Genomic DNA, 26,227 nt, shown 5'->3' with positions numbered 1-26,227 from the left:
CATGAGCGAGCTGAACAAACTGGGTCTGGCCGAGGCGCGCGATGCGCTGCGCTCTGGTGACGTCACTTCTGTCGAGCTGACCGACGCCTGCCTGAAAGCCATTGACGAGGCAGATGCGCTGAACGCCTTTGTCCACAAGACACCCGAACTTGCAATGGAGCGCGCCAAGGCCGCGGATGAGCGGATCCAGCGTGGCGACGCACCGTCGATGTGTGGCCTGCCGATCGGCATCAAGGATCTGTTTTGCACCAAGGGTGTGCCGTCGCAGGCGGCGTCGAAAATCCTGGAAGGGTTCAAGCCGGAATACGAATCCACCGTTTCTCAGCAACTGGCCGACGCAGGCGCGGTGATGCTGGGTAAACTGAACATGGACGAATTCGCTATGGGATCGTCCAATGAAACATCGACCTATGGCAATGCGGTCAGCCCGTGGCGCCGTGGCAACGATGATGCGCAACTGACACCGGGCGGCTCGTCTGGCGGGTCTGCATCTGCCGTGGCTGCTGATTTGTGCCTGGCTGCGACAGGTACCGACACCGGAGGCTCGATCCGCCAGCCTGCGGCCTTCGTTGGCATCACGGGCATCAAACCCACCTATGGTCGTTGCTCGCGGTGGGGTATCGTCGCCTTTGCGTCCTCGCTGGATCAGGCGGGACCAATGACCAAGAACGTGCGTGATGCAGCGATCATGCTGGAAACCATGTGCGGACATGACCCCAAGGATTCGACCAGTGCCGAACTGGCGGTCCCGAATTTCGAGGCCATGCTGACCGGTGACATCAAGGGCAAGAAGATCGGTATCCCGAAAGAGTACCGTATGGACGGTATGCCCGCCGAGATCGAAAAACTCTGGGCCGATGGCGCAGCGATGCTGAAAGCCGCGGGGGCCGAGATTGTCGATATCTCGCTTCCGCACACCAAATACGCGCTGCCGGCCTATTACGTGATTGCTCCGGCCGAGGCATCTTCGAACCTCGCCCGTTATGACGGTGTTCGCTATGGCCGCCGTGCACAGCTCGCGCAGGGCGATGGCATCACCGAGATGTACGAAAAGACCCGCGCCGAAGGTTTTGGCCCCGAGGTGCAGCGCCGCGTGATGGTCGGCACATATGTGCTGTCCGCAGGTTTCTATGACGCCTATTACAATCGCGCGCGCCGGGTCCGGACCCTGATCAAGAAAGACTTCGAAGACGTGTTCGCCGCAGGCATCGATGCCATTCTGACACCGGCAACCCCTTCGGCGGCTTTCGGTCTGGGGGAAATGACCGAGGCGGACCCTGTTCAAATGTATTTGAACGACGTCTTTACGGTTACCGTGAACCTCGCTGGCTTGCCCGGTATCTCGGTCCCCGCAGGGCTGGATGCACAAGGTCTTCCCTTGGGGTTGCAGCTGATCGGGCGCCCGTGGGAAGAAGGTGACTTGCTCAACACCGCTTATGCGCTGGAAAACGCAGCCGGTTTTGTGGCCAAGCCCGGCAAATGGTGGTAAGCCTACGGGCAAGTGAATTACTGAAGACGGAGCCAATCAATGCGTGTTTTGCTTTTGGTCCCGGCCCTGACACTGGCTGCGGCCTGCACCAATGTCGCGCCGTTGACCAGCACGGGTTTCAACACGCCTGAATATCAGGCGCAGCGCGAGGCTCAATTGGCGGGCCAGGGCGGGGCGGTCAATCCGCTGCTGGCTCCGGTCGATGTTTCCCAGCAACCACTGGGCACACCGGGATCATCGACCTTTGCAACAGGTGAGAATGCGGACATCGCCAACCAGACCGCCGCAGCGTTGGCCAGCACGTCCGGGCAATCCTCGGTCTCCGCGTCGCCGTCTTCCGGCTCCAACAGCGGCGCAATCTCTGACGAGCAGGACTTCGCAGCCGTGTCCGAGAGGCGCAGCATCCAATCCGATGCCGCCCGGATTGAGCAAAACCGCCAGACCTACGAAGTCGTCGCTCCAACCGCCGTGCCTGAGCGCACGGCGAGCGGCCAACCGAATATCGTACAATATGCGCTGAGCACCACCAATCCGGTGGGCACGCAACTCTACAGCCGTTCCGGTTTCAACCTGCAAGCCAAGTCACAGCGGAACTGCGCGCAATTCCCGTCACCGGATCAGGCTCAGATCGAATTCCTGTCCAACGGCGGCCCGCAACGTGACCGCAAGGGTCTGGACCCGGATGGCGACGGCTATGCCTGTGGCTGGGACCCCAGCCCGTTCCGCAGTGCCGTTAACAACTGACGCCTTAACGCCGATCTGGCATCCGTCTCCGAATTTCGGCAAGCGCCGGGGCGGGCTGTTGCCATCCTTGATCGTGATCCACTATACGGCCATGGACGGTGCGCAGGCGGCTCTGGATCGCCTATGCGACCCGGCTTCCGAAGTTTCGGCTCATTACCTGATCGGCAATGACGGCACCCTTTGGCAAATGGTGCGTGAAGAAGATCGCGCCTGGCATGCCGGGGCAGGGGAATGGGACGGCAAGGACGACATCAACTCGCGCTCGGTTGGGATCGAACTGGATAACACCGGCAAACATCCGTTCTCGCAGCCGCAAATGGCGGTGCTGGAACAGTTGTTGACCCTGATCATGACCCGCTGGTCCATTGCGTCGTCCGGGGTCATTGGACATTCCGATATGGCGCCTGGCCGTAAATGCGATCCTGGGCCGCGCTTCGATTGGAACAGGCTCGAAAAGCAAGCGCTGGCCAACCCGCGCGGCACAGGAGTTGATCCGATGTCACCCGATGCAGAAGCATTTCGCGCCTCTGCTCGGATGGCAGGTTTCACCGCCCCCGTGGACGATGCAAAACTGCTGGCCGCTGTCCGGTTGCGATTTCGCCCCTGGGCGAAAGGTCCGCTGGACATGGCGGATATGAATGCGGTCACCCCGTCGGACACAACAACCTGATCCGCTCTTCATCTGGCCAAAAATATCCCGGGGTTGAATTGGCCGCAGGCCAAGAAGGGGCTGGCCCCCTCTCGGACCTGTCAGCTCTTGACGCCGCAGACCACAAAGCCTACCCAGCCCGGGCGCGGAGGGCCGGATGGCCGCTGGGGCGTATGCCCGAGAGGAAAGTCCGGACTCCACAAGACAACGGTGCCGGGTAACGCCCGGGCGGGGCAACCCGACGGAAAGCGCCACAGAAATCAGACCGCCCAGGGCCTCGGCCCCGGGTAAGGGTGAAACGGTGGGGTAAGAGCCCACCGCGCCGCTGGCAACAGGGGCGGCACGGCAAGCCCCACCGGGAGCAATGCCAAATAGGGTCCCCGCGCGGGCCGGTCGGCGCAAGCCGATACCGCCGCTAAGCGCGTCTTGGCCGAGAGGGACCGGGTTGGCAGCTTGAGCCGTGCAGCAATGCACGGCCTAGAGGAATGGTCATCGAAGGGGGCAACCCCGGAACAAGATCCGGCTTACAGGCCCTCCGCGCGTATCTACTTATCCTCCGGGCGGCGTGTAGGTCCCCGCCAATCTTGCGGCTTTCTCAGTGACCGAAACGAACTCGTCCGCAGTCCAGGCCCGAACCGTTTCTATGTTCGTGACCGCACCCGATGCCGCGACCGCCATGCCGACCGCCACAGCATCTGTTCCGTCTGGCGCTTCGCTGATCACGACCACGTCATTGCTGCCGGTCGTCATGTAAAAGGATAGCAGTCGACCGCCGACTTTCTCCAACAATGCTTTCACCGGGCCGGTACGGTTCTCGGGCTTTTGCAACATGCCTTTGACACCAGCTTGCGAGTAAGTTGCGTAGGTAATGAAAACAGGCATTGGTACCTCCTTTTTAACGAGAAATCACAGGGCCTTTCAGTCAGCCGCCCCGGGGGCCGTCTTGCGTCAGATGCCGGAGATCAGCGGTGCCGCGATGTGCCAAAGACCTGCTCCGATAAGCGCCACACCTGACACCGGCGCCAGCCACCGGGCTGTCAGCAGAAGCTTTTCCAGCGCGACATAGGCGGCAATGCCAACAATCCAGTAGAGGTTCATGATCCCTCCGACGAACAACAGCAGCATCAACGCCCAGCAGCATCCCAGGCAATACGTGCCGTGCAGGGCTCCGGTTCTGAGCGCGCCGAAGGGTCCGGGCCGGTTGTGACCGGCCAGAAACCTTGCGGGGCTTTGGCAGTAACGAAGGCACGCATTCTTCAAACTTGAAAACTGATAGAACCCGGCAGCCAGCAGAACACATCCCGCGAAGGGGCCAGAGCGGATTGTCATCATCGGCCCGCTCGACAGCCCGATATGTTCCAACCCCCACTGCAATGCCGTTGCAGTCAGGCTGAACGCACCCCAGGTCACCAGATAGCCCAACAGGAAACACTGGCTGAACGTTGCGGCGCGGTCTTTCTCAGGGCCCATGCGCTTTGTCGCTGCAAACAAAAGCACGGCTGGCGCGGCACTTGGGGTCATCATGGCAATCATCATGATCCACCACATCAGGAAGATGAGCAGAGTGTATCCGAAGCTCCAGGCGGTTGCGGAACCCATCTGCATGGGCTCCCCAACCGGGCCTGCCATGCGGGTCATTTCGACCGCAGACATTTTCATCCCGACGCCGGCAACTGTGTACCAGGTGGCAGCAAGAATGATCAGAAGGACGCTGCCCAACACGATTGCATTGTCCTGCCTCAACAGCCGCTCAATCGCCCCGGCAGGGGCTGTCGCACTCTGTCTGGTCATGAAAGAGTCTCCGGCTACGCGCCCAGAACACCGTGACCCGAGAGGTTGAGATGTGCGAGATGGGCGTGCGTGGCATCAAAGGTAAGGCTGATCTCACCGCCCGTTGTTTTGGCCGACCCCGAGGCAGCCTCTGCGTGGCGGTACTCAAAGCCATTCGGCAGCTGGATTGATGCCCTGTGCGCAGCGCCCGATACGATATGAGGAATCGGGCTGACCTCAACGTCGAATACCCCCGGAACCTTGGCGTAGCCGCTGCGGTCATCGCGGTTCCAGTTCAATTCGATTGGGACAAAAAGCGTATCATATTTCGTCGGGGCCATCGCACTGTAGACGTACCACATGGTTGCCATTTCATCGGTGTCTTCGCCGGTCATGATGGCCTGCAATGCTGCGCGCTGTTCGGCTGTAGCACTTTCGTCAATAATCAGTTGCATCTGACCATTGCCTTCGTGGATCGGTCCCGGCCAGTGATAAACACCTGCTGCCCGCAAACCGGCCAGATCAGTATCACCATAATGCCCGCTTTCGATGTCGAAAACGACAACAGCCTCGCAATTTCCGTGTGATGGAAGAACGCTGAATTGGCAGGGACAGCCGAAATTGCAATTACAATTGGCCAGTTCTTCGCCCTGAATAACCCATTCTGTCATGATAGCCCCCCAAGAAAAGCTGCGTAAAACAACACTGCTCCGCGCGGGCATTACCTGTTCACACTGCCTTGGTCGTCGAGCCTGAAGTTGGCCTCTTGGACGTATCAGTTGCGGCAAACCTATCACGATATCGTGATATGTACAAACTTACTCACTGTCTTTTGGTCCTCATCGGCTTGGAAATTCAGTCCGGAATCCCGTGGGGGTTGAACGTGGTATTCGCCTTTGCATTCCTTTGATAGAACTGGGGCGTATTTTGAAAAACCGGGAGGATTGTCATGAGCTTTATGAAGACACTTGCGTCCGTTGCAGTTGGTTTCGCGGCTGCGAAGGGGATGGAGAAATACCAGAAAATGGGCGGAATGGCTGGCTTGCAGGACATGATGCAAGGCGCAGGCGGCGGCCTTGGTATGGATCAGCTTGGCAAAATGGCCGAACAGTTCGGCCTTCCCGGAGGTGCGACAGGCCTTCAGGACATGATGGGTAAGATAGGGCTGGGTGGCAGTGCCGCAGGTGCCGTCGGTCTTGGCGGGCTTTTGAATGCGATGCAGGGGGCGGCCAGAACTGGCAGCCAGCAGACCACCGACATGATGGAGACGGTGTTTGGCGGAACACCAGCCGGGGCTGCCATGGAAGCTCAGGCCAAGCTCATGTTGCGGGCGATGATCCAGGCGGCAAAGGCAGACGGCGAGCTGGACGAGCACGAGAAAGAAACGATCCTCGGAGAGTTGGGCGATGACATCAGTGACGAGGAACGCGCATTCGTGCAGGAACAACTGAACGCACCTGTCGACGTCATGGGTCTGGCAGCTGATTCTGGGGCACCGCTCAGAACGCAGATTTATGCGACATCTCTGGCGGCAATACGGTTGGACAATGATCGTGAGGCCGCATATTTGCGGCAATTGTCCACTGCGCTGGGTCTTTCGGACAGTGAAAGGGACCAGATTCACAGCTATATGGGTGCGCCAACGTTACCGGGTTGAACCTGTGCCCGATTCCTGGGCTGGGATCGTCCGATTGGCCTTGACATGCACGGCGTAGCGCGTAAAAGCGCACGCTCATAGGAATTCAACCGAAAGGCCCCTGCCTTTCCGGACGCAGGAGATAACCATGGCGAAGCCGACGACAATCAAGATCCGTCTGAACTCGACCGCGGGCACGGGCCACTTCTACGTGACCAAAAAGAACGCGCGCACCATGACCGAGAAAATGACCATTCGTAAATACGATCCGGTCGTTCGCAAGCATGTCGAGTACAAGGAAGGCAAGATCAAGTAATCTTGCCATTCCATTTGAACTTTCCAAAAAGGCTCTGCTTGGCAGAGCCTTTTTTGTGCTGAATTCCGGTGGTTTGTTGCCAAGAAGGTCAACATGTCCACTTGGGGCCGTTGCAGGAGCGCATCAGCCACCGATGTAATCGCATGGCCTGTGGCTTGCTTTTTGTGCCGACCTGCAAGTACGCTTGAGCAAACCGCCACAAAATGTTGACCGCCATGAAAAAAATCTTGTTATCCACAATAGCCGTTCTGACTTTGGCGGCCTGTGAAGACCCGTTTAACCGCAAAGGTGTTGGGTTTACCGGAATCGATGGCGAACCCCGCACGATTTCCGACGTTCCCGGAGCCGTCGCATTTCTGCCGCCTGAAACGAATGTTCCGGCTGAGCTGGCAGAACTTCAGACCGTTACTCTCTTGGCTGATGAAGTGGACCCCTCCAAGGTGGCAGCCGTTGCTATCGACAATGGCGGGCGGACGCCGGACAATGCGGTCCAGCTACAGGGCAGCGATACGAACCTGTTCCTGAGCACCGTCAGCGTCAACGGAACCTTGTATGGTGTCCTTCGCACACCGACGAACAGCGTAAAGGTCGACAACTCGGTCGGCGTTGGTTTTGCGCAAGAGGCTGAGCGTTTCACCGGGTGTCTGCCTGCCGGCGATGTGTTCCGCAAAGGCACGTCCGAGCGTAGTTCAGGCTTTGCTGTACCGTTGAACTGCAGCTAAGTCTTATACCTTCTGATGTATCAAGCCCTCGCTGATCTAGCGGGGGCTTTTTCTTTGCGGGGTACGCGGACGTCGTCGCCTTGTCCGCTAGGATTCATGTACCGGGCAAGCGCGATCGCAGCTGGTTCAAAACGAAAAAAGGCCGGTCCGATGACCGGCCTTTTCCCTTACATTGGTTTGCAATTACTCGCGGTTACCTAAGAATTGCAGCAGGAACATGAACAGGTTGATGAAGTCCAGGTACAGGTTCAACGCGCCCATAATAGCGGCCTTGCCCAGCCATTCCTGATCGCCACTATGGGCCATTTGCAGGTATGTGTTCTTGATATTCTGGGTGTCATAGGCGGTCAGGCCCGCGAAGATCAGAACGCCGATGGCCGAGATTGCAAAGGCAACCGCCGAAGACGCCAGAAAGATGTTCACAACCATCGCGACAATCAGGCCGATCAGGCCCATCATCAGGAAAGTGCCCATGGCGGACAAGTCTTTCTTGGTTGTGTAACCATACAGGGACAGGCCCGCAAACGCGATTGCGGTGATCAGGAAGACCTGAATGACCGACTCACCGGTGAAAACAAGGAAGATCCAGCTGATCGAAACACCCATCACCGCCGCAAAAACGTAGAACACCAGATGTGCGGCAGCCGCCGACATACGGTTGATCCCGGCGCTGAAGCCGAAGACAAACAGCAGAGGTGCAAACATGATGACCCAGCGCAGGGGCGACGCGTAAATGCTATAGCCCAGCGATGTCAGATAGGTGTCGGCATTCAACTGTGCCGCTGCGGCTGACGGATCGCTTGTGGTTGCCAGGCCTGCGATGGCCCAGGCTGCTGCGAATGTGATGAGCATGCCTACGGACATAGTGCCATAGACTTTGTTCATATGGGCGCGCAGGCCCTCATCAATCTCGGCAGCGCGCGCGCCGGCCGCCGTCCGGATCGTGTCGAATTGTGCCATCAAAGGGTCTCCCTTTACATAATTATTCAGCCCCCCGGCTGTGCGGGAAGCGTTCTAGGCAAATATCGGCAACTCAGGGCTGTGTTTCAAGTATTTACCGCGGAAAACCAACTAATTTACGCAACAAAAGTGACGGTCCGCATCAGCCGACCGCCACTCATGAAGTTACTATTTGATTTTGCATCACTTCTGCCAGAATTCCGGCGCGTCCCAGACGAAACGGCTGGCTTCGGCATCAGCCTCTGATCTGGAGACTCCGATGTCCTGAAGGGCGCGATCATCAAGCCGTGCCAGTTGGCGGCGTTGACGCTTCAGGGAAACAGCACGCCTGATGATAGTGCCGAGCGATTGCTTTTGGGGCTTGCAAGGGCGATGAATGGCAATTTGGGTCATACTTATTGTCCTTTCGTGTATTTACGATGGTTTCTCTCGTCTTTATCAATTTCCTTGATTGATATGGGGGAGTATGACATATATTGAAAACGAATATTTTTGATGAAACACATAAGGAATCGTGAAGGTGCGGAATCTGGACATTACAACCCTGCGTTCATTTGTTGCTGTGGCGGATCAGGGTGGGGTGACGCGCGCTGCAGGTTTCCTGCATCTGACGCAATCTGCGGTCTCGATGCAGTTGAAACGGCTGGAAGAGCTGCTTGGCCTTCAGCTGTTGGACCGCAGTGGCAGAACGATTGCCCTGACCGCGTCAGGTGAACAATTGCTGGCTTATGCGCGCCGTATGATCGCGTTGAATGATGAGGTCATCTCGAAACTGACCGATCAGGCCTTTGAAGGTGAGGTGGTATTGGGGGTTCCTCACGACATAGTTTACCCGGCCATCCCACGGGTCCTGCAACGGTTCAACGCGGATTTCCCGCGGGTCCGAGTTCAGTTGGTGTCGTCTTATTCATTGCAGTTGAAAGAGATGTACAAACGCGGCGAATGTGACGTGATCCTGACCACGGAACCGTCGTCGGTGGACGGTGCGGAAACCATTGCAGAGCTGCCCTTGCGCTGGATAGGTGCGCCGGGTGGATCGGCCTGGCGCAAGCGTCCGCTGCCTTTGGCACTTGGACGTCGCTGCTTGTTTCGACCACAGGTGATATCGGCGCTGGATGCAGCCGGTATCCCCTGGGAGCTGTCGGTGGAAACTGAAAACGACCGCACAATCGAGGCCACGGTCAGCGCTGATCTGGCAGTGTATGCAGCACTGGAAGGTACCGAAGCCGCACATCTCGAACAGATCGAAGGCGGGGGTGCGCTACCGGACCTGCCTGCGCATATGATCAACCTGTATGGTGGCGAACCGGGTCGAGACGCGGTTGTCGAAGCGCTGGCGCAGTTAGTGCGTCAGAACTTCCGCCTGCTTGCGGGAACGCAACTGCGTGCCGTGGTGGGCTGATTGCGGTCAAGGGGTGATCACAATTTTGCCTGTCGATTTACGCTCTTTTAGCAACCGCATGCCCTGCGCGACCTCATCAAGAGGCAAGACGTGGCTGATGTGTGGATTGATGCGGCCCTCGGTGTGCCAGCGGAAAAGGGTGTCAAAACTTTCGCGTACGGCTTCTGGCCGGAATTTCAGATACCCGCCAATGTAAAAGCCGATCACGGTCAGGTTCTTGACCAGCAGATGATTGGCGGGGATTTGCGGAACTTCGCCGCCGGCAAACCCGATGGGCAGCAGGCGGCCTTCGGGATTGGTGGCGCGAAAGGCTGCCTTGAACACATCGCCGCCGATTGCGTCATAAACGACATCCGCGCCGCCAAGCGATCTAACCCGCTCCCTCAGGTCCTCTGCGGCATCAATCAGGTGATCGGCCCCTGCGGCGCGGGCAACGGCCAGCTTTTCGGGGCCGCGGGCCTGAGCGATGACGGTGGCACCCATGAGCTTGCCGATTTCAACCGCGGTCAGCCCGACGCCCCCGGCTGCGCCGGTGACCAGAAGCGTCTCACCGGGTTGCAGCCGGGCACGGTGGTCAAGGGCCATGTGACTGGTGCCATAGGCTATCTGGATCGCTGCCGCGTCTTCGAAACGGGTCGTGTCCGGCAGCGGGATCGCGCGATCGGCGTCGAAAACGCCATATTCTGCCAGACCGCCCTGACCGGAATAGACGGCGATCCGATCGCCCGGTTTCAGGGTGGACACACCTGGACCGATGGTATCCACGACACCGGCGATTTCCATACCCAAAGTAAACGGCGCAGGCGGTGTATCCTGATACGTGCCTTTCTGCATCAGCAGATCAGCGAAATTCAACCCGCAGGCTTTGATCGCAACCCGTACCTGACCCTCACCCGGCTCGGGTTTCGGTACATCGCACAGCTGGGCAACTGCCCCGTCAGATCTAATACAATAGGCCTTCATTTGGTTCCTCACGTGCTTGGGGCATAGGCACGTGGGCTGTGCGAGATGTCAATTCCTTATGCGCGGCGTCCTGAAACGTCTGAAAATCTGTCGCATATCCAGCCGGGCCACGCGAACAGCGGGCAGGGCATTTGACGCATACAACCACAGCCCTTGTGAGGGGGGATCGACTCAACCAGCTTGAAAAAAAATTCAAAACCGGCAATATTGGCAAGCAGTGCTGGTAACGGGGGACGGCACAGTCCGGATTTGGGGGCGGTTAAGGAAGCCCCTATTGGTATTGCGATCTCGGACGTCGCACGATCCCGTACAAATGTGTGTGTAGTAGAGGAGAATACCAATGACTCATCACGTTGATGTCCATGTGGGCAAGCGCGTTCGGCATCGCCGCTGGCTGATTGGGATGACCCAGCAACAATTGGCGCAGCAAGTTGGTATCAAGTTTCAGCAAATCCAGAAATATGAGACCGGAGCCAACCGAATCAGCGCGTCCCGCCTGTGGGACATTGCCGAGGCATTGGACGTACCGGTCAGCTTTTTCTTTGAAGGTCTGGAAGAAGCCCAGAAAAGCAGCGCGGAAAAGAAATCTGTTCCAGCCGATCTGATGGGCGATAAAGAAGCCCTGGATCTAGTCCGCTCTTACTACGCAATTCCGGAAAACCAGCGCCGCCGCCTGTTTGAACTTGCACGTGTCCTCAGCGACGTCGCCTGATCAGATCGGCTTGACTTTGTCAGGTAATGCACGCACCAGAGTGCCATGCATCCGGCGAGTTTAAGCGACATTGAAATTGCAGAAGAAATGGCCGAAGCGGCACGCGAGGCCATTCTTCCTTTTTTTCGTCAGACCAACCTGGAAACTGCGAACAAGCTGACCGAAGGGTTTGACCCCGTCACCGTAGCGGATCGGGCCGCTGAAAAAGCCATGCGAGAGGTGCTGTCCCGGTTGCGCCCTGAAGATGGCGTGTTGGGTGAAGAATACGGTGCGCACAAGGGCAGCAGTGGCCGAACCTGGGTTCTGGACCCCATCGACGGCACGCGCGGGTTTATCAGTGGCACACCAACCTGGGGCGTTCTGATCGCGCTCAGCACAGCAGACGGGCCGATCATGGGGGTGATTGATCAGCCCTACATTGGTGAACGCTTTGTCGGATCGACAGCTGGTGCGCAGCTTACAGGGCCACAGGGGACCAGAAAGCTGCAAACACGGGGGACGAAATCTCTGGCGCAGGCGACGCTGTTCACCACTTTTCCTGAAGTCGGCACCCCGGATGACCGGGCCGGGTTTCAGGCCGTATCGGAGCAGGTGCAACTGACCCGATATGGAATGGACTGCTACGCTTATGCCTTGTTGGCCGCAGGGCAAGCAGATCTGGTGATCGAAGCGGGGCTGAACTCGTATGACATTCAGGCCCCTATTGCGGTTATTCAGGCGGCAGGCGGAATTGTGACCGATTGGCAAGGCGGCCCGGCGCATGAGGGCGGTCGGGCATTGGCCGCAGCCAACGCAGAAATACATGCAGAGGCCCTTAAGATCCTGCGTCGATTCTGAAACCTGTTGTCGCAGATCCCGATGACGGGTACATAATACCCGGTCGGTTCTTAAGCCCGTTTTCCGCCGACCTTCGCACTCCTTGCAAGAGACGGGCAGATGCAGGAGCGCGACATGACAGAAATCCTACTCAAAAACGCTGATCTGATCCTGACGATGGACGAGTCCCGGCAGGAACTCCCCGCGGCGGACATTCTGATCCGCGACGGCCAGATCGCGGGGATCGGGCACGGATTGCAAACACAAGGCGAGGTTCACGATGTTTCGGGCTGTCTGGTGACACCCGGGCTGGTGAACACCCATCACCATCTTTACCAAACGTTGACCCGCGCGGTGCCGGGCGGGCAGGACGCATTGCTGTTCGGGTGGCTTCAAACACTTTATCCGATTTGGGAGAAGTTCGGACCGGACGAGATGTTCACCTCGGCCCAGATCGGTTTGGCAGAGCTGGCGCTGTCAGGCTGTACGCTCAGTTCTGATCACCTGTACCTCTATCCCAATGGTTCGCGGCTGGAGGACACGGTTGCTGCCGCATCCGAGTTGGGGATGCGATTTCACCCGACACGTGGCGCGATGAGTATTGGTGAAAGCGATGGCGGCCTGCCTCCGGACAGTCTGGTGGAAGAAGAAACTGCCATTCTGGACGACATGATCCGCGTCGTGGATGCTCTTCACGATCCGTCAGAAGGGTCGATGTGCCGCGTAGGTCTTGCCCCGTGTTCACCGTTCTCCGTCAGCCGGGACCTGATGCGAGATGCAGCCCTTCTTGCACGGGACAAAGGCGTGATGTTGCATACACATCTGGCTGAAAACGATGAAGATATCGCCTATTCACAGGCTCAGTTCGGCTGTCGGCCCGGTCAATACGCCGAAGATCTGGGTTGGACCGGCCCGGATGTCTGGCACGCTCATTGCGTCAAGCTGGACGGGGCCGAGATTGATCTGTTTTCGCGCACCAAAACCGGTGTCGCTCATTGCCCATGTTCGAACTGCCGTCTGGGATCAGGCATCGCGCCGGTGCGGGCGATGCGCGATGCAGGTGTAAATGTCGGTCTCGGCGCTGATGGCTCGGCCAGTAACGACAATGGTAATCTGATGCTTGAGGCCCGGCAGGCGCTGCTGTTGCAGCGGGTGGTAAATGGGGCAGATGCGATGTCGGCCCGTGAAGCGTTGGAGATTGCGACACGTGGCGGGGCCGATGTGCTGGGGCGTCACGATTGCGGGCGGCTTATGCCGGGAAAACGTGCGGATGTCGCTGTTTGGGATATGCGCTGTATCGAAAGCGCAGGCAGTTGGGACCCGGCAGCTCTGCTTCTGGCCGGTCCGATGCAGGTAAAGCACCTGTTTGTCGAAGGCCGCCAGATCGTGCGGGATGGGCATATCACCACGATTGACCTGCCCCGCGTGATTGAGCGTCAAAACAGTCTTGCCAAGGGGTTGCAGGCCTAAGCGGCCTGCCGCCCACCAATCCAGACCTCGGCCACAGCCCGATCATCACCCATCATGATGGTCGGGAAGATTGCCTCCCAAACATCGTTTGCACAAGCTTCGCGCTGGGCGATGGCCGGGGTCGAGGCGAGATCAATCACGACCAGATCCGCCTCCATTCCCGGAGCAATGTTGCCGATGCAATCATCCATCCGCAGGCTGCGCGCCGACCCGACTGTACCCAGCCACAGCAATTGCGCCGGATGCAGGGGGCGCCCACGCAACTGACCGATTTCATATGCGGCAGCCATGGTGCGAAGCATTGAAAAACTTGATCCGCCACCGGTATCCGTTGCCAAACCGATCCGGTGGCCATCGTGGATCAAGCCGTTCATGTCGAACAGACCCGACCCGATAAAGGTGTTCGAGGTGGGGCAGTGGATCAGCGACGCATCAACCTCGCGCAGACGATCGCGTTCCCGGTCTTCCAGATGGATGACATGCCCATAAAGTCCGTTCTGCCCCAGCAGCCCGAACTTTTCGTAAGTGTCCAGATAGTCCCGCGCATCGGGGAACAGGGAGCGGACCCACTCGATTTCGTCTGTCTGCTCGCTCAGGTGTGTTTGCATCAGGCAATGGGGATGTTCCGCCCAAAGCGCGCCCATGGCCTCAAGCTGTTCAGGGGTGGACGTAGGTGAAAACCGGGGTGTGATGGCATAGGACAGGCGGTCGACACGGTGCCATTTCTCAAGCAGCGCGGCAGATTGGTCATAGGCGGTCTGGGCCGTGTCACGCAGACCTTCAGGCGCATTGCGATCCATGCAGGTCTTGCCCGCGACCACGCGCTGTCCCCGTTGTTGCGCGGCAGTGAAAAAGGCATCCACGCTTTCGGGGTGGATGGTGCAAAAACTGCACATCGTCGTGGTGCCATGAGCGGCAGTCAGATCCAGATAACGGTTGGCGATTTCAGAGGCGTATTCAGGATCACCAAACTTCATCTCTTCGGGGAAGGTGTAGGTGTTCAGCCAGTCGATCAACCGCTTACCCCAACTGGCAATCATGGCCGTCTGTGGGTAGTGCACATGGGGGTCAACGAAACCCGCAATGATCAGGTGATTGTCATGGTCCTTGATGACGGCATCAGGGTGACGCCGCATCAGCGCATCAGACGCGCCGACATCGGCAACGCGTCCTTTGTCAATCACGACAGCTTCGTCCAGTCGGGTCGCTTCGGTTGGCTCTCCGTCAAAGGGTGAGCCTGTGAAACTCAGAACGCGCCCTTTCAAAAGCGTCTTTTGCGCCATTTGCCCTGTTCTCCACCTGTTTGGGACCGCGCTGTAGCATAGGCAGACGAAAGAAGTGGGTAAATCGGCGCATTGTCATTGTTTTCTGGTAGCTGCTTCTTCTATTTAGGGGCCAATCGCCGAAAGAAGGGGGCAGCGCATGACGACAGGCAGTGATCAAGCCGAACACGATCTGCCCCACGACGAAGACGCGTATGCACTGGATCGCCGGACAGTGGCGGCGATCCTATACGCCGTCGATGTGGATGATCGCGACAAGCTGATTGAGCTGATGGAGCCGCTGCACGCGGCTGATATCGCTGACCTTCTGGAGCAGATCAATCCTTATGACCGGGCGCGGCTGATCCGGCTTTATGACAAGGAATTTGACGGTGACATCCTGTCAGAACTGGACGAAGCGGTCCGCGAGGAAATCATCGCCGTCCTGACCCCCGAGGTTCTGGCGGAAGCCGTGCGCGAGATGGAAAGCGACGACGTCGTTGACCTTCTGGAAGATCTTGAGGAACCGCAGCAGGAAGCCATTCTGGGCGCGCTCGAAGATTCCGAGCGGCTAGCGGCGCAACAGGCGCTTGCTTACCCCGAGAATTCGGCTGGTCGTTTGATGCAGCGCGAGGTCGTCATGGCGCCCGAGCATTGGACCGTCGGTCAGGCCATCGACTTCATGCGTGCCAATGACGATCTGCCCGAGCAGTTCTATCATGTTGTTCTGGTCGATCCGCGCCTGAAACCAACAGCGCAGGTGACATTGGGCAAGCTGATGGCGTCCCGTCGTGAGGTGCCGTTGCGCGATCTGGCGGAAGAGGAGTTTCACATCATCCCCGTTGATCAGGACGAGGAGGACGTGGCTTATGCCTTCAACCAGTATCACCTGATCTCGGCCCCTGTGGTGGATGCCGATGGGCGTCTGGTTGGTGTGATCACCATCGATGACGCGATGGTCGTTCTGGATGAAGAGCACGAAGAAGACATCCTGCGCCTTGCCGGTGTGAGCGACGAAAGCTCTCTGTCCGACAGTGTCGCGGCGACCAGTCGGCGACGGTTGCCGTGGCTGGCGGTAAACCTGTGCACAGCGATATGTGCTTCGTTGGTAATCTCGCAATTTGCGGCGGCAATTGACCAGCTTGTCGCGCTGGCCATCCTGATGCCGATTGTTGCATCCATGGGGGGCAATGCGGGTACTCAGTCGCTAACCGTTGCAGTGCGCGCACTGGCGACGCGCGACCTGACCAATTCAAACGTGATGCGCGTTATCAGGCGGGAACTGCTGGTGGGCATGTTGAACGGGCTCTGTTTTGCCATTGTACTGGGGACCGTGGGGATGCTGTGGTTCGGTTCACCTTGGCTGGGTGTCGTGATTGGGTCAGCCTTGGTCGTGAACATGATCATCGCGGGCTTTGCAGGTACGGTAGTACCGGTGGTGCTGGATCGTCTGGGAATTGACCCGGCTCTGGCGTCAGGAACCTTTGTGACAACCACAACCGATGTCATGGGATTCTTCATCTTTCTTGGGCTTGCCAGTGTGGTGCTATTGTGACCGATCTGACTGAAATCAAAGCAGCTGCACGCAAAGCGGCATTTGCGCGCCGCAAGGTCGCGTTCGACACGCGTGTTCCCGGTGCAGCCGGACGTTTGTCCGAGGTTCTGGCGGGTTATCGCGGTGTGCCCTTGTCAGGCTACATGCCGATCCGGACCGAGATCGACCCGGTATCCGCTATGGCTGAAGCTTCGGCTTATGGGCCTGTTGGTGTTCCAGTGATCCAAGCCGCTGGAAAACCGCTGAAATTTTCGCGCTGGACGCCAGAAGGACCGCTGAAAGATGGCCCATTCGGTGCCAGAGTGCCCGAGGTCGATGATTATTTCGACCCCGAGATCCTGATCGTGCCGCTGGTGGCTTTTGATGCCAACGGCGGGCGTCTGGGATATGGCGGTGGATTTTATGATCGCACGCTGGAAGGATTGCGAGGCAAGCGCGCGACATTGGCGATCGGTTTCGCTTTTGACGCGCAAGAGGCGCAGGATCTGCCGCTGGAGCCGACCGATCAGCCGCTGGACATGGTTGTCACGGAAAGCCGGGTGCTGACGTTCTAAGCCTTATTGCTGAAAGTGGCCGCGTAGATAGTCCCAGGCATCCACTTCCGTGCCGTCCTTCAGGATGCAGACACCAAAGACGCTTCCGTCTTCGTTCTTCCGAAGTTGGTAAACTCCATCATTCTCGACGCAAAAGGTTGCCGCGGGATTGGGCATGGATGTCTTTGTGCCTTGCGCCATAACGCCCGAAGCGACCACAAGGCCGAATGTCAATATTGCCAATAACTTCACAACATGTCCTTTTGATATAAGCGCATGGCTAAGACTTTGCCACGCCTGCAAGCAATTTCAAGTTCGGGCTCAACTTAAATTTCACGGTTCCGCCTTGTTATTGCCCAGCACAGCCCCTACGACCCGGATCATGAGGATTTTGTTTCTTGGTGATGTCATGGGGCGCGCGGGGCGCGCGGCCGTTCAGCAGCATTTGCCGCGCCTGCGCGATGAATGGCGGCTGGATTTCGTCGTAGTCAATGGCGAAAACGCGTCGAACGGCATGGGGTTGAGCGGCGATCACGCCAAGCTGCTGCTGGATGCCGGTGCAGATTGCCTGACATTGGGCGACCATGCGTTCGACCAGAAGGACATGCTGCAATATATCGAGAAAGAACAGCGCATCGTGCGCCCGGTGAACTATGCCAAGGGCGCGCCGGGGCGGGGGCACCGGCTGTTCAACGCACCCGGAGGGCGCAAGGTTCTGGTGGTGCAGGTGTTGGGGCAGGTCTTTATGAAACGGCCATTCGACGACCCGTTCTCGGCCATAGAGCCCATCCTGAAATCGCACCCCAGGGGCGGGCAGGCACAAGCCATCATTGTCGATATGCATTGTGAGGCGACGTCCGAGAAGATGGCCATGGGTCACTATTGCGACAAGCGCGCCAGCCTTGTGGTGGGCACACATACCCATGTACCGACAGCGGATTCGCAGATTCTGCCGGGCGGCACAGGCTATCTGACGGATGCGGGCATGTGCGGCGACTATGACTCGGTCATTGGTATGGACAAGCAGGAACCGATGCGCCGGTTCATAACCGGGATGCCCAAGACCCGGTTTACCCCTGCCAATGGCGAGGCCACGCTGAGCGGAGTGTTCGTCGAAACGGATGATCGCGACGGTCAGGCCAAATCTGTTCGCATGGTGCGCGTTGGTGGGCGTTTGGAACAAGCCGGGCCTGATTAACGAACGTCGGGCTTGCCCTGCCACGCGCAATGCGTGAAACTGCATGTCATCAGGCGCTTGGGCCAGGGTTCGGACAGAATACCACGAATGAATTTCCTTCCACTGACAGAGACGGGCAGCGCAATTCTGGCGCTGCTGATTGTTGCGAGCATGTTCGTCATGTTCCTGCGCGAGGTTTATCCGACCGAGGTCGTGGCCATCGGCGGTGTCTCACTGATGCTGGTCACAGGGATATTGCCCTATCAAAGCGCGCTGGCGGTCTTGTCCAATCCCGCGCCCTGGACGATTGGGGCGATGTTCATCATCATGGGGGCCTTGGTGCGGACAGGGGCCTTGGACGCCTTCACGTCGACCGCGCAAAGGCAGGCGCAGGTCAACCCGCGCATTGCCATCGGATTGCTGATGGGGTTTGTCGTTCTGGCCTCGGCTTTTGTGTCGAACACGCCCGTTGTTGTGGTCATGATCCCGGTCTTTGTTCAGATCGCCCGTACGCTGAATGTATCCGCGTCAAAGTTGTTAATTCCACTCAGCTATGCCGCCATTCTTGGCGGGACACTGACGTTGATCGGAACGTCCACCAACCTGCTGGTGGATGGTGTGGCCCGCGCGCAGGGGATGAAAGCCTTTTCGATATTCGAGGTCACGCCGCTGGGAATTGCACTGGTGATCTACGGCATGATCTATCTGCGCTTCATCGCCCCCAGATTACTGCCCGAGCGGGACAGCATGGCCTCGCTGCTCAGCGACCGGTCCAGAATGAAGTTTTTCACCGAAGCGGTCATTCCGCCCGACAGCAACCTGATCGGGCGTGAAGTGACCGGTGTTCAGTTGTTCAAACGTCCCGGCGTGCGTCTGATCGACGTGGTCCGGGGCGATGAATCGCTGCGGCGCAATCTGAAGGGCGTTGAATTGCAGGTCGGTGACCGCGTGGTCCTGCGGACCGAGATGACCGAACTTCTGAGCCTTCAGACCAACAAAGAGCTCAAGCGCGTGGATCAGGTTTCCGCTGTCGAGACCAAGACAGTCGAGGTTCTGATCACACCCGGATGCCGGATGGTGGGGCGGACATTGGGAATGCTGCGGTTGCGGCGCCGGTATGGTGTCTATGTTCTGGCCGTTCACCGCCGCAATCAGAATATCGGTCGCCAGTTGGATGACCTGGTGGTTCGGGTAGGGGATACACTACTGCTGGAGGGCGCCCCGGCAGATATCCAGCGCCTTGCAGCGGACATGGATATGGTGGATGTCAGCCAACCTTCTGCACGCGCCTTCCGTCGCAGCCATGCGCCAATTGCAATTGGCGCGCTGGTCGGGATCGTCGTCCTTGCAGCGCTGGGTGTCGCGCCGATCCTGCTGTTGTCGATTGTGGCCGTAGCCGTGGTTCTTCTGACCCGCTGCATCGACGCGGACGAGGCGTTCTCCTTTGTCGAAGGTCGCCTGTTGGCGCTGATCTTCGCGATGCTCGCCATCGGTGCGTCACTGGACAGCTCTGGCGCGGTTTCACTGATTGTCGAGGCCGTGGCACCGGGACTAAGCGCTCTGCCGCCCTTCCTGATCATTTGGGCGATCTACCTGCTGACCTCGGTGCTGACCGAACTGGTTTCCAACAATGCGGTTGCGGTTGTGGTCACGCCTATAGCCATCGGGCTGGCCCAGGCCGTCGGAATGGACCCACGCCCGTTGGTGGTTGCGGTTATGGTCGCGGCTTCGGCGTCCTTTGCAACACCGATCGGGTACCAAACCAACATGATGGTCTACGGCCCTGGCGGCTACAGGTTCACCGATTTCATGAAGGTGGGTGTTCCGCTAAATCTGACAGTCGGATTGTTGGCATCCCTGCTTATTCCGTTGATCTGGCCTTTGTGATTTCGGCGCAGAATTGCCACTTTGTCGAAGCACATCTTGCAAAGACCCAAGGGCACACGATCTTTTGCGAAGAGGGTTTGCAAAAGGAATTGACCTATGCAGCAATTAAGTCGCGCAATATGGGCGGGTGCAGCAACTTGGGCGGCGTTAAGCGGTGTCGCCATTGCCGGTGCAGTTGAAGGGACCGCCACATACCGAGAGCGCATTGCACTGCCACCGGACGCAACCCTTTATGTCGAGCTTCAGGATATCTCGCTGGCCGATGCTCCCGCTGTCACGCTTGCCGCGCAACGGTATGCGCTGAGTGGGGTGCCCGCGCAGTTCAAATTGACCTATGACGATGCACTGATCATGGATGCTCATCGCTATAGCGTTCGGGCATCTGTGATGCAGGGGCAAAACCTGCTGTTCACCACAGATACCGTTTACCCCGTTCTGACGAATGGGGCAGAAAATGCCGCTGATCTTCTGTTGGTTCAGGTCCAGGGGCAGGGGGCGGCAACGCTGGACAACACCCAATGGGCCGCCTCAGGCCTGAATGGTGCGCCTGTCGAATCCGAGAAACGCCCCGAGCTTGTCTTTGGTCAGGATGGGGTTTTTTCAGGAAGCAGCGGCTGCAACCGGTTCAGCGGTCAGGCCGAGATTTCCGGTAATCGCATTGCGTTTCCAGACAACATGGCGGCAACACTCATGGCGTGCCCGCCCCCGCTGGACGCGGTTGAGCGGCAATTCCTGCAAGCCTTGCAGAACGTCACGACATTCGCGATGCAGGGCAACGCTCTGGCTCTGCTGGATGCGCAGGGCCAACCGGTGATCAAACTGGTGCGCAAGTAACAGGGAAAGTGCGTCAGGCGACGGCCCTTGAACGCCCGGCATTTCGACCGGAAAAGATGCAGCCGCCCAGGAATGTGCCTTCCAGCGCGTTGTAGCCGTGATAGCCGCCACCGCCGAATCCGGCGACTTCGCCAGCAGCGAACAGGCCCGGTACGACATTGTCGTCTGATCCAATCATCTGACTGTCCAGATTGGTCTGCAACCCACCCAGAGATTTGCGTGTCAGAATATGCAGCTTGACGGCAATCAGCGGGCCGTTGGCCGGATCCAGAAACTTGTGCGGTTTGGCTGTGCGGATCAGTTTATCTCCGCGGTAATTGCGCGCAGCAAGGATCGCCATCATCTGCGCATCTTTCGAAAAGGGGTTGTCGACCTGCGAATCCCGGGCTTCGATCTGGGCACGCAGTTGAGCCTCGTCTATCGGAGTGTCGCCCAGATGGTTCATGCCATTGACCAGTTCGGTCAGCGTGTTGGCGACAACAAAGTCCTCACCCTTTTCCTTGAACGCCTCAACCGGCGCAGTTGCGCTGGAACCTGACAGAATGCGTTGACGGATAACCTCTTTCCAGCTGCCCGAAGTGAAGTCGGGGTTTTGTTCCGACCCGGACAGCGCAAATTCCTTTTTGATCACCTTCTGGGTCAGAACAAACCAGCTGTATTCATACCCGGTTTTCAGAATCTCACGCAGAGTTCCCAGAGTGTCGAACCCCGGCAGACAGGGCGGTGCCAAGCGGTTGCCCCTGGCGTCAAACCACATTGAGCTTGGTCCGGGCAGGATACGAATGCCGTGGGCGGGCCAGATCGGGTCCCAGTTGCGCACGCCTTCGGTGTAATGCCACATCCGATCACCATTGATGACATGGCCGCCCGCTTTTTCGCTGATTGCGATCATGCGGCCATCGACGTGAAAGGGCACCCCTGCAACCATATCTTCTGGTGGCTCACCCAAACGGTCCCGGGGCCAATTTTGACGCACCATATCAAAATTGCCACCAATACCGCCGGACGTGACGATGATTGACGGGGCATAAACTTCGAACTCGCCAACCTCGTCGCGGTTGGTTTTGCCGCCGCGCTGGGTGGTGTCATCGGCCAGAATTTCTCCGGAAACACCTTTGGCGGTTCCGTTCTGCATGATGATATGGCTGACCTGGTGGCGGAACTTCATCTGGATCAACCCGGCGCTGACATGATCGCGGACGCGTCGGATAAAATGTTCCAGAACGCCGGGGCCGGTGCCCCATGTGATATGAAAGCGCGGGACTGAGTTGCCATGCCCCGTCGCATAAGACCCGCCACGTTCGGCCCAACCAACGACCGGAAACCAGCGCAAGCCCATCTCGTGCAGCCATGGACGCATCTCGCCAGCCGCAAACTCGATATAGGCTTCGGCCCATTTGCGGGGCCACGCGTCTTCGTCACGGTCAAACTGTGCGCTGCCCATCCAGTCGCGCAGCGCCAACTCGTGGCTGTCGCGTATACCCATGCGGCGCTGTTCGGGGGTGTCGACCATGAACAGTCCGCCAAGGCTCCAGATCGCCTGACCACCCAGAAAGCTTTCGGGTTCCTGATCGACAATGATCACCTTCTTGCCCCGGTCGCCCAGTTCCGCCGCAGCGGCCAGCCCGGCCAACCCGGAACCGACGATAATCGCATCTGCAGTATTGTTTGTCATGAACACTCCTTTCAGCGGCGGCGGAACAATGCGGTGAACGGCAGATTCACGGCAGGCAACATGATGCCATGGATGGCCGAAAGCAGGGCCAGCAAAACAAGGCGGCCGGCAATGGCAACCTGGTGATCCGCAATCAACCCCGCGCAAAGTTGCTTCAGATCAGCCTAAGCGAGGCGGAATGGCGCAGGCAACCGCGCCGTTGGGTCACTCGTATCGCTGGACGAAACGGCGCAGGATTTCGCCGGGCTGCGTAACCTCTGCCGAATGGCAGTGGTCGATCAGTTTCTGCGCGTCTTCGGGCGGGAAGTAACCGTGGTTCCTGTAGATGTTGATGCGCTGTTCAAAGTCTTTGGCATCGGCTTCCGGATGGAACTGAGTGGCATATACGTTCCGGCCCCAGCGGATCATCTGAAACGGGCAGGGGTCGGACGCAACAAGGTGAACGCAGCCCTCAGGCAAGGCTTGAACCGCTTCTTTGTGGCCAACAAACGCATCAAAGGTGGCGTCCAATTCTGCGGTCAACGGGTCTTGTTGTCCTTCGGGGGTCAGGCGGCACCTGGACGGTCCCACGGGCTCGCCATACCGGGCTTTGCTGACGTCTCCATCCAAATGCACGGCCAGAATACCAAGGCCATAGCAGCACCCCATGAAGGGGTGATCCAGCGCGGTAATCTGCGGCATCAAACCCAGGATCGCGGCTTCGATCCGCGCATCCGTCGCGGATTTGGTTGCGGGGTCGTCACTGACGCATCCCGGCCCACCGCCTACGATAACCCCCGCATAGTCCGCGACTTTCAGCCCTTCTGGCAGGTCTTCGCAATCCAGACGGATGCGATGCGTGCGTTCGGGCGACAACCCGCTGCGGTTCAGGATCGAAGCATATTCTGCGTCGGAGGCATCCGTTTCAGGGCGCAGTTGCAGGATCAAAAAGCGTTTCATGATCAGCCTTTACCCGTCACAGCGGCCAAAAGACAAGGATGGCGGGGACGGAAACCGCGATGATCAGAGCCTCCAGCGGCAGGCCCATGCGCCAGTAGTCGCCAAAATGATAGCCGCCGGGGCCCAGAACCAGCGTGTTGTTCTTGTGACCGATAGGCGTCAGGAACGCAGCCGAAGCCGCAACGGCAACGGTCATCAGGAAAGGGTCGGGCGACACCCCGAGCGTTTGGGCCATCTGGATGCCCACCGGTGCCGCGACGATGGCGGTGGCGGTGTTGTTCAGTACATCCGACAAGGTCATCGTCACGACCATCAGTACCGTCAGGATCGCCCATGCAGGCAGACCGTCGGTCAGCTGGATCAGCGCATTGGCAATCAGCTCGGTGCCGCCGGATGTTTCCAAAGCGCTGCCCAGTGGGATCATCGAACCCAGCAGCACGACAACGGGCCATTCGATGTGGTTATAGATCTCCGTGATTGGCATGACCTTGGTCAGCACATAGGCAATGACGACAAGCCCCAATGCGACGGGAAGGTAAATCAACCCGACACTGGCCGCAAAGACGGCAGCGGCAAACAGACCGATGGCCAGCCAAGCCTTGTCGTTTGCCGTCACGTTCAATCCGCGTTCGGCCAGTGGCAGACACCCCAGCCAATCGGTCACATCAGCGCTGCGATCGCGAGGGCAAAGCAGCAGCAGGATGTCTCCCGGTTGAACCTCGGTCTTGCGAACCTGTTCGGTGATCTGACGACCCTGACGCGAGATGCCCATCAGGACGGTACTTTGGCGCCAGGCCAACCCGATACCCTGCGCTGTACGGCCGCTTATGCGCGCGCTTTCGGGAACGACCACTTCGATTACTTCAAGCCCGTCGCCTTCAGCCGTCAGCAGCTCCTGCCGTCGTGTGTCCGAGAAATCCAGTTTCAGCGCAGAACGGAATTCGTCCAGTGCTTCGGGGCGTGCTTCCAGCACCAGCGCGTCGCCGTCGTTCAATGTGGCATGGGTTGACCGGCCATATCGCCGTTTCCCATCCCGGATCAGGCCGATGATAGCCACGTCGGATTTTTCGGCCGTTTCATAAAGTTCGCTGACCCGTTTACCGATATGGGCAGAGCCCGGCGGGATCGTCAGTTCGGCAATGTATTCGGCCAGCACCTCGGATGTTTCTTGTTGCACGCCGCGATTGGGGATCAATCGCCATCCGATCAGCGCGACAAATGCCAGACCGGCAATCGCTGCTATTCCACCGACAGGGGCAAAATCGAACATGTGAAACGGCTCGCCCAGCGTTTCCTGCCGGATCGAAGCGATGATGATATTCGGCGGGGTGCCGATCAGGGTGACCATGCCCCCCAGAATGGTGGCAAAGCTCAGGGGCATCAGGGACAGGCCGGGGGGCCGACCCGCTTTGCGCGCGGTCTGAATATCCACGGGCATCAGCAGGGCAAGCGCCGCGACATTGTTCATGAAGGCCGACAGAATCGCACTGATCCCGCCCATCAGGGCAATATGTGCGCCCAGCCCCCGTGACGCATCAACCAGAGTGCGGGTGATCAGAAAGACCGCACCCGACCTGACCAAGCCGGCAGAGACCACAAGCACCAGCGCGACGATAATGGTCGCCGGGTGGCCAAAGCCCGCAAAGGCGCCACCCACCGGCACAACACCCAGTACGACGCCGATCATAAGCGCGGCAAAAGCCACAAGGTCGTATCGAAACCGACCCCAAAGCAGCATCCCGAAGACAGTGATGAAAAGGGCAAAAAGTATGATCTGATCTGTCGTCATGCCGTCACCATACAAGGCGGTGAGGTCGTCGCAAGCCGCTCTCTTGATCCTGCCCCCCGCAAACGTCTATATGAGCGCCGAACACGCAAACATGATGACGAGGACGCACTATGGCAGGCCACTCCAAATGGGCCAACATCCAGCACCGCAAGGGGCGTCAGGACGCCGCGCGGTCCAAACTGTTTTCCAAACTGTCAAAAGAGATCACCGTGGCCGCCAAGATGGGCGACCCCGATCCCGACAAGAACCCGCGCCTGCGTCTGGCGGTGAAAGAAGCCAAGTCGAACTCGGTCCCCAAGGACGTGATCGACCGCGCGATCAAGAAATCCCAAGCGGGTGAAGGCGACGATTACGAAGAAATCCGCTATGAGGGCTATGGGCCCAATGGTGTTGCGGTAATTGTCGAAACCATGACCGACAACCGCAACCGGACCGCATCGACCGTTCGTTCCACGTTCTCGAAGAACGGTGGCAATCTGGGCGAGACCGGCTCGGTTGGGTTCATGTTTGACCGCAAGGGTGAGGTCATTTACCCGGCAGATGCTGGCGATGCCGACACGATTTTTGAGGCCGCCATTGAGGCCGGAGCCGAAGACGTCGAAAGCTCGGAAGACGGTCACATCATCTGGTGCGTGGATACCGATCTGAACGATGTCTCCTCTGCATTGGAAACCGCGCTTGGAGAATCAGAATCCACCAAGTTGGTCTGGAAACCGACCACAACGACGGAACTGGGCCTTGAGGACATGCAAAAGCTGATGAAGCTGGTCGATGCGCTGGAAGACGATGACGATGTGCAGCGTGTCACGACCAACTTCGAAGCCACCGATGAGGTCATGGCGCAGCTTTAAGCTGACCCATACCAGCTCATTGAAACCCGGTCGCAACGGCCGGGTTTTTTGGTTTTTGATGGTTTTATTGAATTAT

27 protein-coding genes and 1 other RNA gene are annotated in these 26,227 nt (G+C 58.4%); 17 read left to right on the top strand and 11 right to left on the bottom strand.

Annotated features, from left to right (window positions below; translation table 11 throughout):
* Nucleotide 1: 1 nt before the first annotated feature.
* The 4 genes from gatA (at nt 2) to rnpB (ending at nt 3,425) form a co-directional block, all read left to right on the top strand.
* A complete protein-coding gene (gene gatA, locus AC2FPW_RS11460) occupies nt 2–1,489 on the top strand; it encodes an Asp-tRNA(Asn)/Glu-tRNA(Gln) amidotransferase subunit GatA (protein WP_480831476.1) in 1,488 nt (495 codons plus the stop codon).
* A 39-nt stretch (nt 1,490–1,528) separates the two neighbouring features.
* Nucleotides 1,529–2,233, top strand: coding sequence for a hypothetical protein (locus tag AC2FPW_RS11455; RefSeq protein ID WP_496813770.1), 705 nt, complete (start codon nt 1,529–1,531; stop codon nt 2,231–2,233).
* Nucleotides 2,190–2,903, top strand: coding sequence for an N-acetylmuramoyl-L-alanine amidase (locus tag AC2FPW_RS11450; RefSeq protein WP_496813769.1), 714 nt, complete (start codon nt 2,190–2,192; stop codon nt 2,901–2,903). The genes AC2FPW_RS11455 and AC2FPW_RS11450 overlap by 44 nt, the downstream gene beginning before the upstream one ends.
* A 124-nt stretch (nt 2,904–3,027) precedes the next feature.
* An RNA gene (rnpB, locus tag AC2FPW_RS11445) (RNase P RNA component class A) lies at nt 3,028–3,425 on the top strand.
* A 6-nt stretch (nt 3,426–3,431) separates the two neighbouring features.
* Here rnpB and AC2FPW_RS11440 read toward each other — a convergent pair.
* The 3 genes from AC2FPW_RS11440 to AC2FPW_RS11430 form a co-directional block, all read right to left on the bottom strand.
* Entirely contained in the window at nt 3,432–3,764 is a 333-nt protein-coding gene (locus tag AC2FPW_RS11440) for a GYD domain-containing protein (protein WP_209504623.1), read from the bottom strand.
* A 66-nt stretch (nt 3,765–3,830) separates the two neighbouring features.
* Nucleotides 3,831–4,673 (bottom strand): DUF2182 domain-containing protein, encoded by an 843-nt coding sequence (locus AC2FPW_RS11435; protein WP_496813767.1) that lies wholly within the window; start codon nt 4,671–4,673, stop codon nt 3,831–3,833.
* Between the two features lie 14 nt (nt 4,674–4,687).
* Complete coding sequence (locus AC2FPW_RS11430; protein ID WP_267366945.1) at nt 4,688–5,323, bottom strand: DUF1326 domain-containing protein; 636 nt, start codon at nt 5,321–5,323, stop codon at nt 4,688–4,690.
* Between the two features lie 278 nt (nt 5,324–5,601).
* Between AC2FPW_RS11430 and AC2FPW_RS11425 the strand changes: the two genes are divergently transcribed.
* The 3 genes from AC2FPW_RS11425 (at nt 5,602) to AC2FPW_RS11415 (ending at nt 7,326) form a co-directional block, all read left to right on the top strand.
* Nucleotides 5,602–6,309, top strand: a complete 708-nt coding sequence (locus AC2FPW_RS11425) for a DUF533 domain-containing protein (RefSeq protein WP_496813766.1) — start codon at nt 5,602–5,604, stop codon at nt 6,307–6,309.
* 127 nt (nt 6,310–6,436) lie between these two features.
* The gene (gene rpmG / locus AC2FPW_RS11420) at nt 6,437–6,604 is read left to right on the top strand and encodes a 50S ribosomal protein L33 (RefSeq protein ID WP_037309480.1); all 168 of its coding nucleotides are present in this window, start codon (nt 6,437–6,439) and stop codon (nt 6,602–6,604) included.
* A 215-nt stretch (nt 6,605–6,819) separates the two neighbouring features.
* The gene (locus AC2FPW_RS11415) at nt 6,820–7,326 is read left to right on the top strand and encodes a hypothetical protein (protein ID WP_480486391.1); all 507 of its coding nucleotides are present in this window, start codon (nt 6,820–6,822) and stop codon (nt 7,324–7,326) included.
* Nucleotides 7,327–7,509: 183 nt separating this feature from the next.
* On the opposite strand, the gene AC2FPW_RS11410 is transcribed toward AC2FPW_RS11415, so the two are convergent.
* Nucleotides 7,510–8,286 (bottom strand): Bax inhibitor-1/YccA family protein, encoded by a 777-nt coding sequence (locus tag AC2FPW_RS11410; protein WP_496813765.1) that lies wholly within the window; start codon nt 8,284–8,286, stop codon nt 7,510–7,512.
* 183 nt (nt 8,287–8,469) lie between these two features.
* Nucleotides 8,470–8,679 carry a DUF1127 domain-containing protein gene (locus AC2FPW_RS11405; RefSeq protein ID WP_267367668.1) on the bottom strand — a complete coding sequence of 70 codons (210 nt, stop codon included), beginning with the start codon at nt 8,677–8,679 and terminating at the stop codon, nt 8,470–8,472.
* A 127-nt stretch (nt 8,680–8,806) separates the two neighbouring features.
* On the opposite strand from AC2FPW_RS11405, the gene AC2FPW_RS11400 reads away from it, so the two are divergent.
* A complete protein-coding gene (locus tag AC2FPW_RS11400) occupies nt 8,807–9,688 on the top strand; it encodes a LysR family transcriptional regulator (RefSeq protein ID WP_496813763.1) in 882 nt (293 codons plus the stop codon).
* A gap of 6 nt (nt 9,689–9,694) precedes the next feature.
* On the opposite strand, the gene AC2FPW_RS11395 is transcribed toward AC2FPW_RS11400, so the two are convergent.
* Entirely contained in the window at nt 9,695–10,651 is a 957-nt protein-coding gene (locus tag AC2FPW_RS11395; RefSeq protein ID WP_480481998.1) for an NADPH:quinone oxidoreductase family protein, read from the bottom strand.
* 340 nt (nt 10,652–10,991) lie between these two features.
* Here AC2FPW_RS11395 and AC2FPW_RS11390 point away from each other — a divergent pair, with 340 nt between their 5' ends.
* From AC2FPW_RS11390 to AC2FPW_RS11380, 3 genes are all read left to right on the top strand, one after another.
* Complete coding sequence (locus tag AC2FPW_RS11390) at nt 10,992–11,363, top strand: helix-turn-helix domain-containing protein (protein WP_267365354.1); 372 nt, start codon at nt 10,992–10,994, stop codon at nt 11,361–11,363.
* 45 nt (nt 11,364–11,408) lie between these two features.
* The gene (gene hisN, locus AC2FPW_RS11385; RefSeq protein ID WP_496813761.1) at nt 11,409–12,200 is read left to right on the top strand and encodes a histidinol-phosphatase; all 792 of its coding nucleotides are present in this window, start codon (nt 11,409–11,411) and stop codon (nt 12,198–12,200) included.
* Between the two features lie 114 nt (nt 12,201–12,314).
* Entirely contained in the window at nt 12,315–13,649 is a 1,335-nt protein-coding gene (locus AC2FPW_RS11380; RefSeq protein ID WP_496813759.1) for an 8-oxoguanine deaminase, read from the top strand.
* Here the strand turns inward: AC2FPW_RS11380 and guaD are convergent.
* On the bottom strand, nt 13,646–14,932 hold the full coding sequence (gene guaD, locus AC2FPW_RS11375; protein ID WP_496809107.1) for a guanine deaminase: 1,287 nt from the start codon (nt 14,930–14,932) through the stop codon (nt 13,646–13,648). The two genes, AC2FPW_RS11380 and guaD, sit on opposite strands and share 4 nt — an antisense overlap.
* Before the next feature lie 139 nt (nt 14,933–15,071).
* Between guaD and mgtE the strand changes: the two genes are divergently transcribed.
* Both mgtE and AC2FPW_RS11365 read left to right on the top strand, forming a co-directional pair.
* On the top strand, nt 15,072–16,466 hold the full coding sequence (gene mgtE / locus AC2FPW_RS11370) for a magnesium transporter (RefSeq protein ID WP_267365362.1): 1,395 nt from the start codon (nt 15,072–15,074) through the stop codon (nt 16,464–16,466).
* The gene (locus tag AC2FPW_RS11365; protein WP_480557651.1) at nt 16,463–17,020 is read left to right on the top strand and encodes a 5-formyltetrahydrofolate cyclo-ligase; all 558 of its coding nucleotides are present in this window, start codon (nt 16,463–16,465) and stop codon (nt 17,018–17,020) included. Before mgtE ends, AC2FPW_RS11365 begins: the two co-directional genes overlap by 4 nt.
* Nucleotides 17,021–17,023: 3 nt before the next feature.
* Here the strand turns inward: AC2FPW_RS11365 and AC2FPW_RS11360 are convergent, their stop codons facing one another.
* Entirely contained in the window at nt 17,024–17,251 is a 228-nt protein-coding gene (locus AC2FPW_RS11360) for a putative hemolysin (protein WP_267365364.1), read from the bottom strand.
* A gap of 130 nt (nt 17,252–17,381) precedes the next feature.
* Here AC2FPW_RS11360 and AC2FPW_RS11355 point away from each other — a divergent pair, with 130 nt between their 5' ends.
* The 3 genes from AC2FPW_RS11355 (at nt 17,382) to AC2FPW_RS11345 (ending at nt 20,897) form a co-directional block, all read left to right on the top strand.
* A complete protein-coding gene (locus tag AC2FPW_RS11355; RefSeq protein WP_209504607.1) occupies nt 17,382–18,197 on the top strand; it encodes a TIGR00282 family metallophosphoesterase in 816 nt (271 codons plus the stop codon).
* An 87-nt stretch (nt 18,198–18,284) separates the two neighbouring features.
* Complete coding sequence (locus tag AC2FPW_RS11350; RefSeq protein WP_496813757.1) at nt 18,285–20,063, top strand: SLC13 family permease; 1,779 nt, start codon at nt 18,285–18,287, stop codon at nt 20,061–20,063.
* Between the two features lie 96 nt (nt 20,064–20,159).
* Nucleotides 20,160–20,897, top strand: a complete 738-nt coding sequence (locus AC2FPW_RS11345) for a YbaY family lipoprotein (protein WP_480899130.1) — start codon at nt 20,160–20,162, stop codon at nt 20,895–20,897.
* Nucleotides 20,898–20,910: 13 nt separating this feature from the next.
* Here AC2FPW_RS11345 and AC2FPW_RS11340 read toward each other — a convergent pair whose 3' ends face one another.
* From AC2FPW_RS11340 to AC2FPW_RS11330, 3 genes are all read right to left on the bottom strand, one after another.
* Entirely contained in the window at nt 20,911–22,572 is a 1,662-nt protein-coding gene (locus AC2FPW_RS11340) for an FAD-binding dehydrogenase (RefSeq protein ID WP_496813755.1), read from the bottom strand.
* 204 nt (nt 22,573–22,776) lie between these two features.
* A complete protein-coding gene (locus tag AC2FPW_RS11335; protein ID WP_496813754.1) occupies nt 22,777–23,511 on the bottom strand; it encodes a glutamine amidotransferase in 735 nt (244 codons plus the stop codon).
* Between the two features lie 16 nt (nt 23,512–23,527).
* The gene (locus AC2FPW_RS11330) at nt 23,528–25,300 is read right to left on the bottom strand and encodes an SLC13 family permease (protein WP_496813752.1); all 1,773 of its coding nucleotides are present in this window, start codon (nt 25,298–25,300) and stop codon (nt 23,528–23,530) included.
* A gap of 110 nt (nt 25,301–25,410) precedes the next feature.
* On the opposite strand from AC2FPW_RS11330, the gene AC2FPW_RS11325 reads away from it, so the two are divergent.
* The gene (locus AC2FPW_RS11325) at nt 25,411–26,151 is read left to right on the top strand and encodes a YebC/PmpR family DNA-binding transcriptional regulator (protein WP_496813750.1); all 741 of its coding nucleotides are present in this window, start codon (nt 25,411–25,413) and stop codon (nt 26,149–26,151) included.
* The last annotated feature ends 76 nt before the right edge of the window (nt 26,152–26,227 follow it).

The sequence above is a fragment of the Ruegeria sp. SATB027 genome, assembly GCF_059613825.1.
This window is presented reverse-complemented; position numbering and strand designations above follow the sequence as displayed.

Excerpts from the sequence above, each read along its gene's own strand:
- gatA (WP_480831476.1), top strand. The coding sequence starts at position 2 with ATGAGCGAGCTGAACAAACTGGGTCTGGCCGAGGCGCGCGATGCGCTG.
- AC2FPW_RS11455 (WP_496813770.1), top strand. The coding sequence starts at position 1,529 with ATGCGTGTTTTGCTTTTGGTCCCGGCCCTGACACTGGCTGCGGCCTGC.
- AC2FPW_RS11440 (WP_209504623.1), bottom strand. The coding sequence starts at position 3,764 with ATGCCTGTTTTCATTACCTACGCAACTTACTCGCAAGCTGGTGTCAAA.
- AC2FPW_RS11435 (WP_496813767.1), bottom strand. The coding sequence starts at position 4,673 with ATGACCAGACAGAGTGCGACAGCCCCTGCCGGGGCGATTGAGCGGCTG.
- AC2FPW_RS11430 (WP_267366945.1), bottom strand. The coding sequence starts at position 5,323 with ATGACAGAATGGGTTATTCAGGGCGAAGAACTGGCCAATTGTAATTGC.
- AC2FPW_RS11425 (WP_496813766.1), top strand. The coding sequence starts at position 5,602 with ATGAGCTTTATGAAGACACTTGCGTCCGTTGCAGTTGGTTTCGCGGCT.
- rpmG (WP_037309480.1), top strand. The coding sequence starts at position 6,437 with ATGGCGAAGCCGACGACAATCAAGATCCGTCTGAACTCGACCGCGGGC.
- AC2FPW_RS11415 (WP_480486391.1), top strand. The coding sequence starts at position 6,820 with ATGAAAAAAATCTTGTTATCCACAATAGCCGTTCTGACTTTGGCGGCC.
- AC2FPW_RS11410 (WP_496813765.1), bottom strand. The coding sequence starts at position 8,286 with ATGGCACAATTCGACACGATCCGGACGGCGGCCGGCGCGCGCGCTGCC.
- AC2FPW_RS11405 (WP_267367668.1), bottom strand. The coding sequence starts at position 8,679 with ATGACCCAAATTGCCATTCATCGCCCTTGCAAGCCCCAAAAGCAATCG.
- AC2FPW_RS11395 (WP_480481998.1), bottom strand. The coding sequence starts at position 10,651 with ATGAAGGCCTATTGTATTAGATCTGACGGGGCAGTTGCCCAGCTGTGC.
- AC2FPW_RS11390 (WP_267365354.1), top strand. The coding sequence starts at position 10,992 with ATGACTCATCACGTTGATGTCCATGTGGGCAAGCGCGTTCGGCATCGC.
- hisN (WP_496813761.1), top strand. The coding sequence starts at position 11,409 with ATGCATCCGGCGAGTTTAAGCGACATTGAAATTGCAGAAGAAATGGCC.
- AC2FPW_RS11380 (WP_496813759.1), top strand. The coding sequence starts at position 12,315 with ATGACAGAAATCCTACTCAAAAACGCTGATCTGATCCTGACGATGGAC.
- guaD (WP_496809107.1), bottom strand. The coding sequence starts at position 14,932 with ATGGCGCAAAAGACGCTTTTGAAAGGGCGCGTTCTGAGTTTCACAGGC.
- mgtE (WP_267365362.1), top strand. The coding sequence starts at position 15,072 with ATGACGACAGGCAGTGATCAAGCCGAACACGATCTGCCCCACGACGAA.
- AC2FPW_RS11355 (WP_209504607.1), top strand. The coding sequence starts at position 17,382 with ATGAGGATTTTGTTTCTTGGTGATGTCATGGGGCGCGCGGGGCGCGCG.
- AC2FPW_RS11350 (WP_496813757.1), top strand. The coding sequence starts at position 18,285 with ATGAATTTCCTTCCACTGACAGAGACGGGCAGCGCAATTCTGGCGCTG.
- AC2FPW_RS11345 (WP_480899130.1), top strand. The coding sequence starts at position 20,160 with ATGCAGCAATTAAGTCGCGCAATATGGGCGGGTGCAGCAACTTGGGCG.
- AC2FPW_RS11340 (WP_496813755.1), bottom strand. The coding sequence starts at position 22,572 with ATGACAAACAATACTGCAGATGCGATTATCGTCGGTTCCGGGTTGGCC.
- AC2FPW_RS11335 (WP_496813754.1), bottom strand. The coding sequence starts at position 23,511 with ATGAAACGCTTTTTGATCCTGCAACTGCGCCCTGAAACGGATGCCTCC.
- AC2FPW_RS11330 (WP_496813752.1), bottom strand. The coding sequence starts at position 25,300 with ATGACGACAGATCAGATCATACTTTTTGCCCTTTTCATCACTGTCTTC.
- AC2FPW_RS11325 (WP_496813750.1), top strand. The coding sequence starts at position 25,411 with ATGGCAGGCCACTCCAAATGGGCCAACATCCAGCACCGCAAGGGGCGT.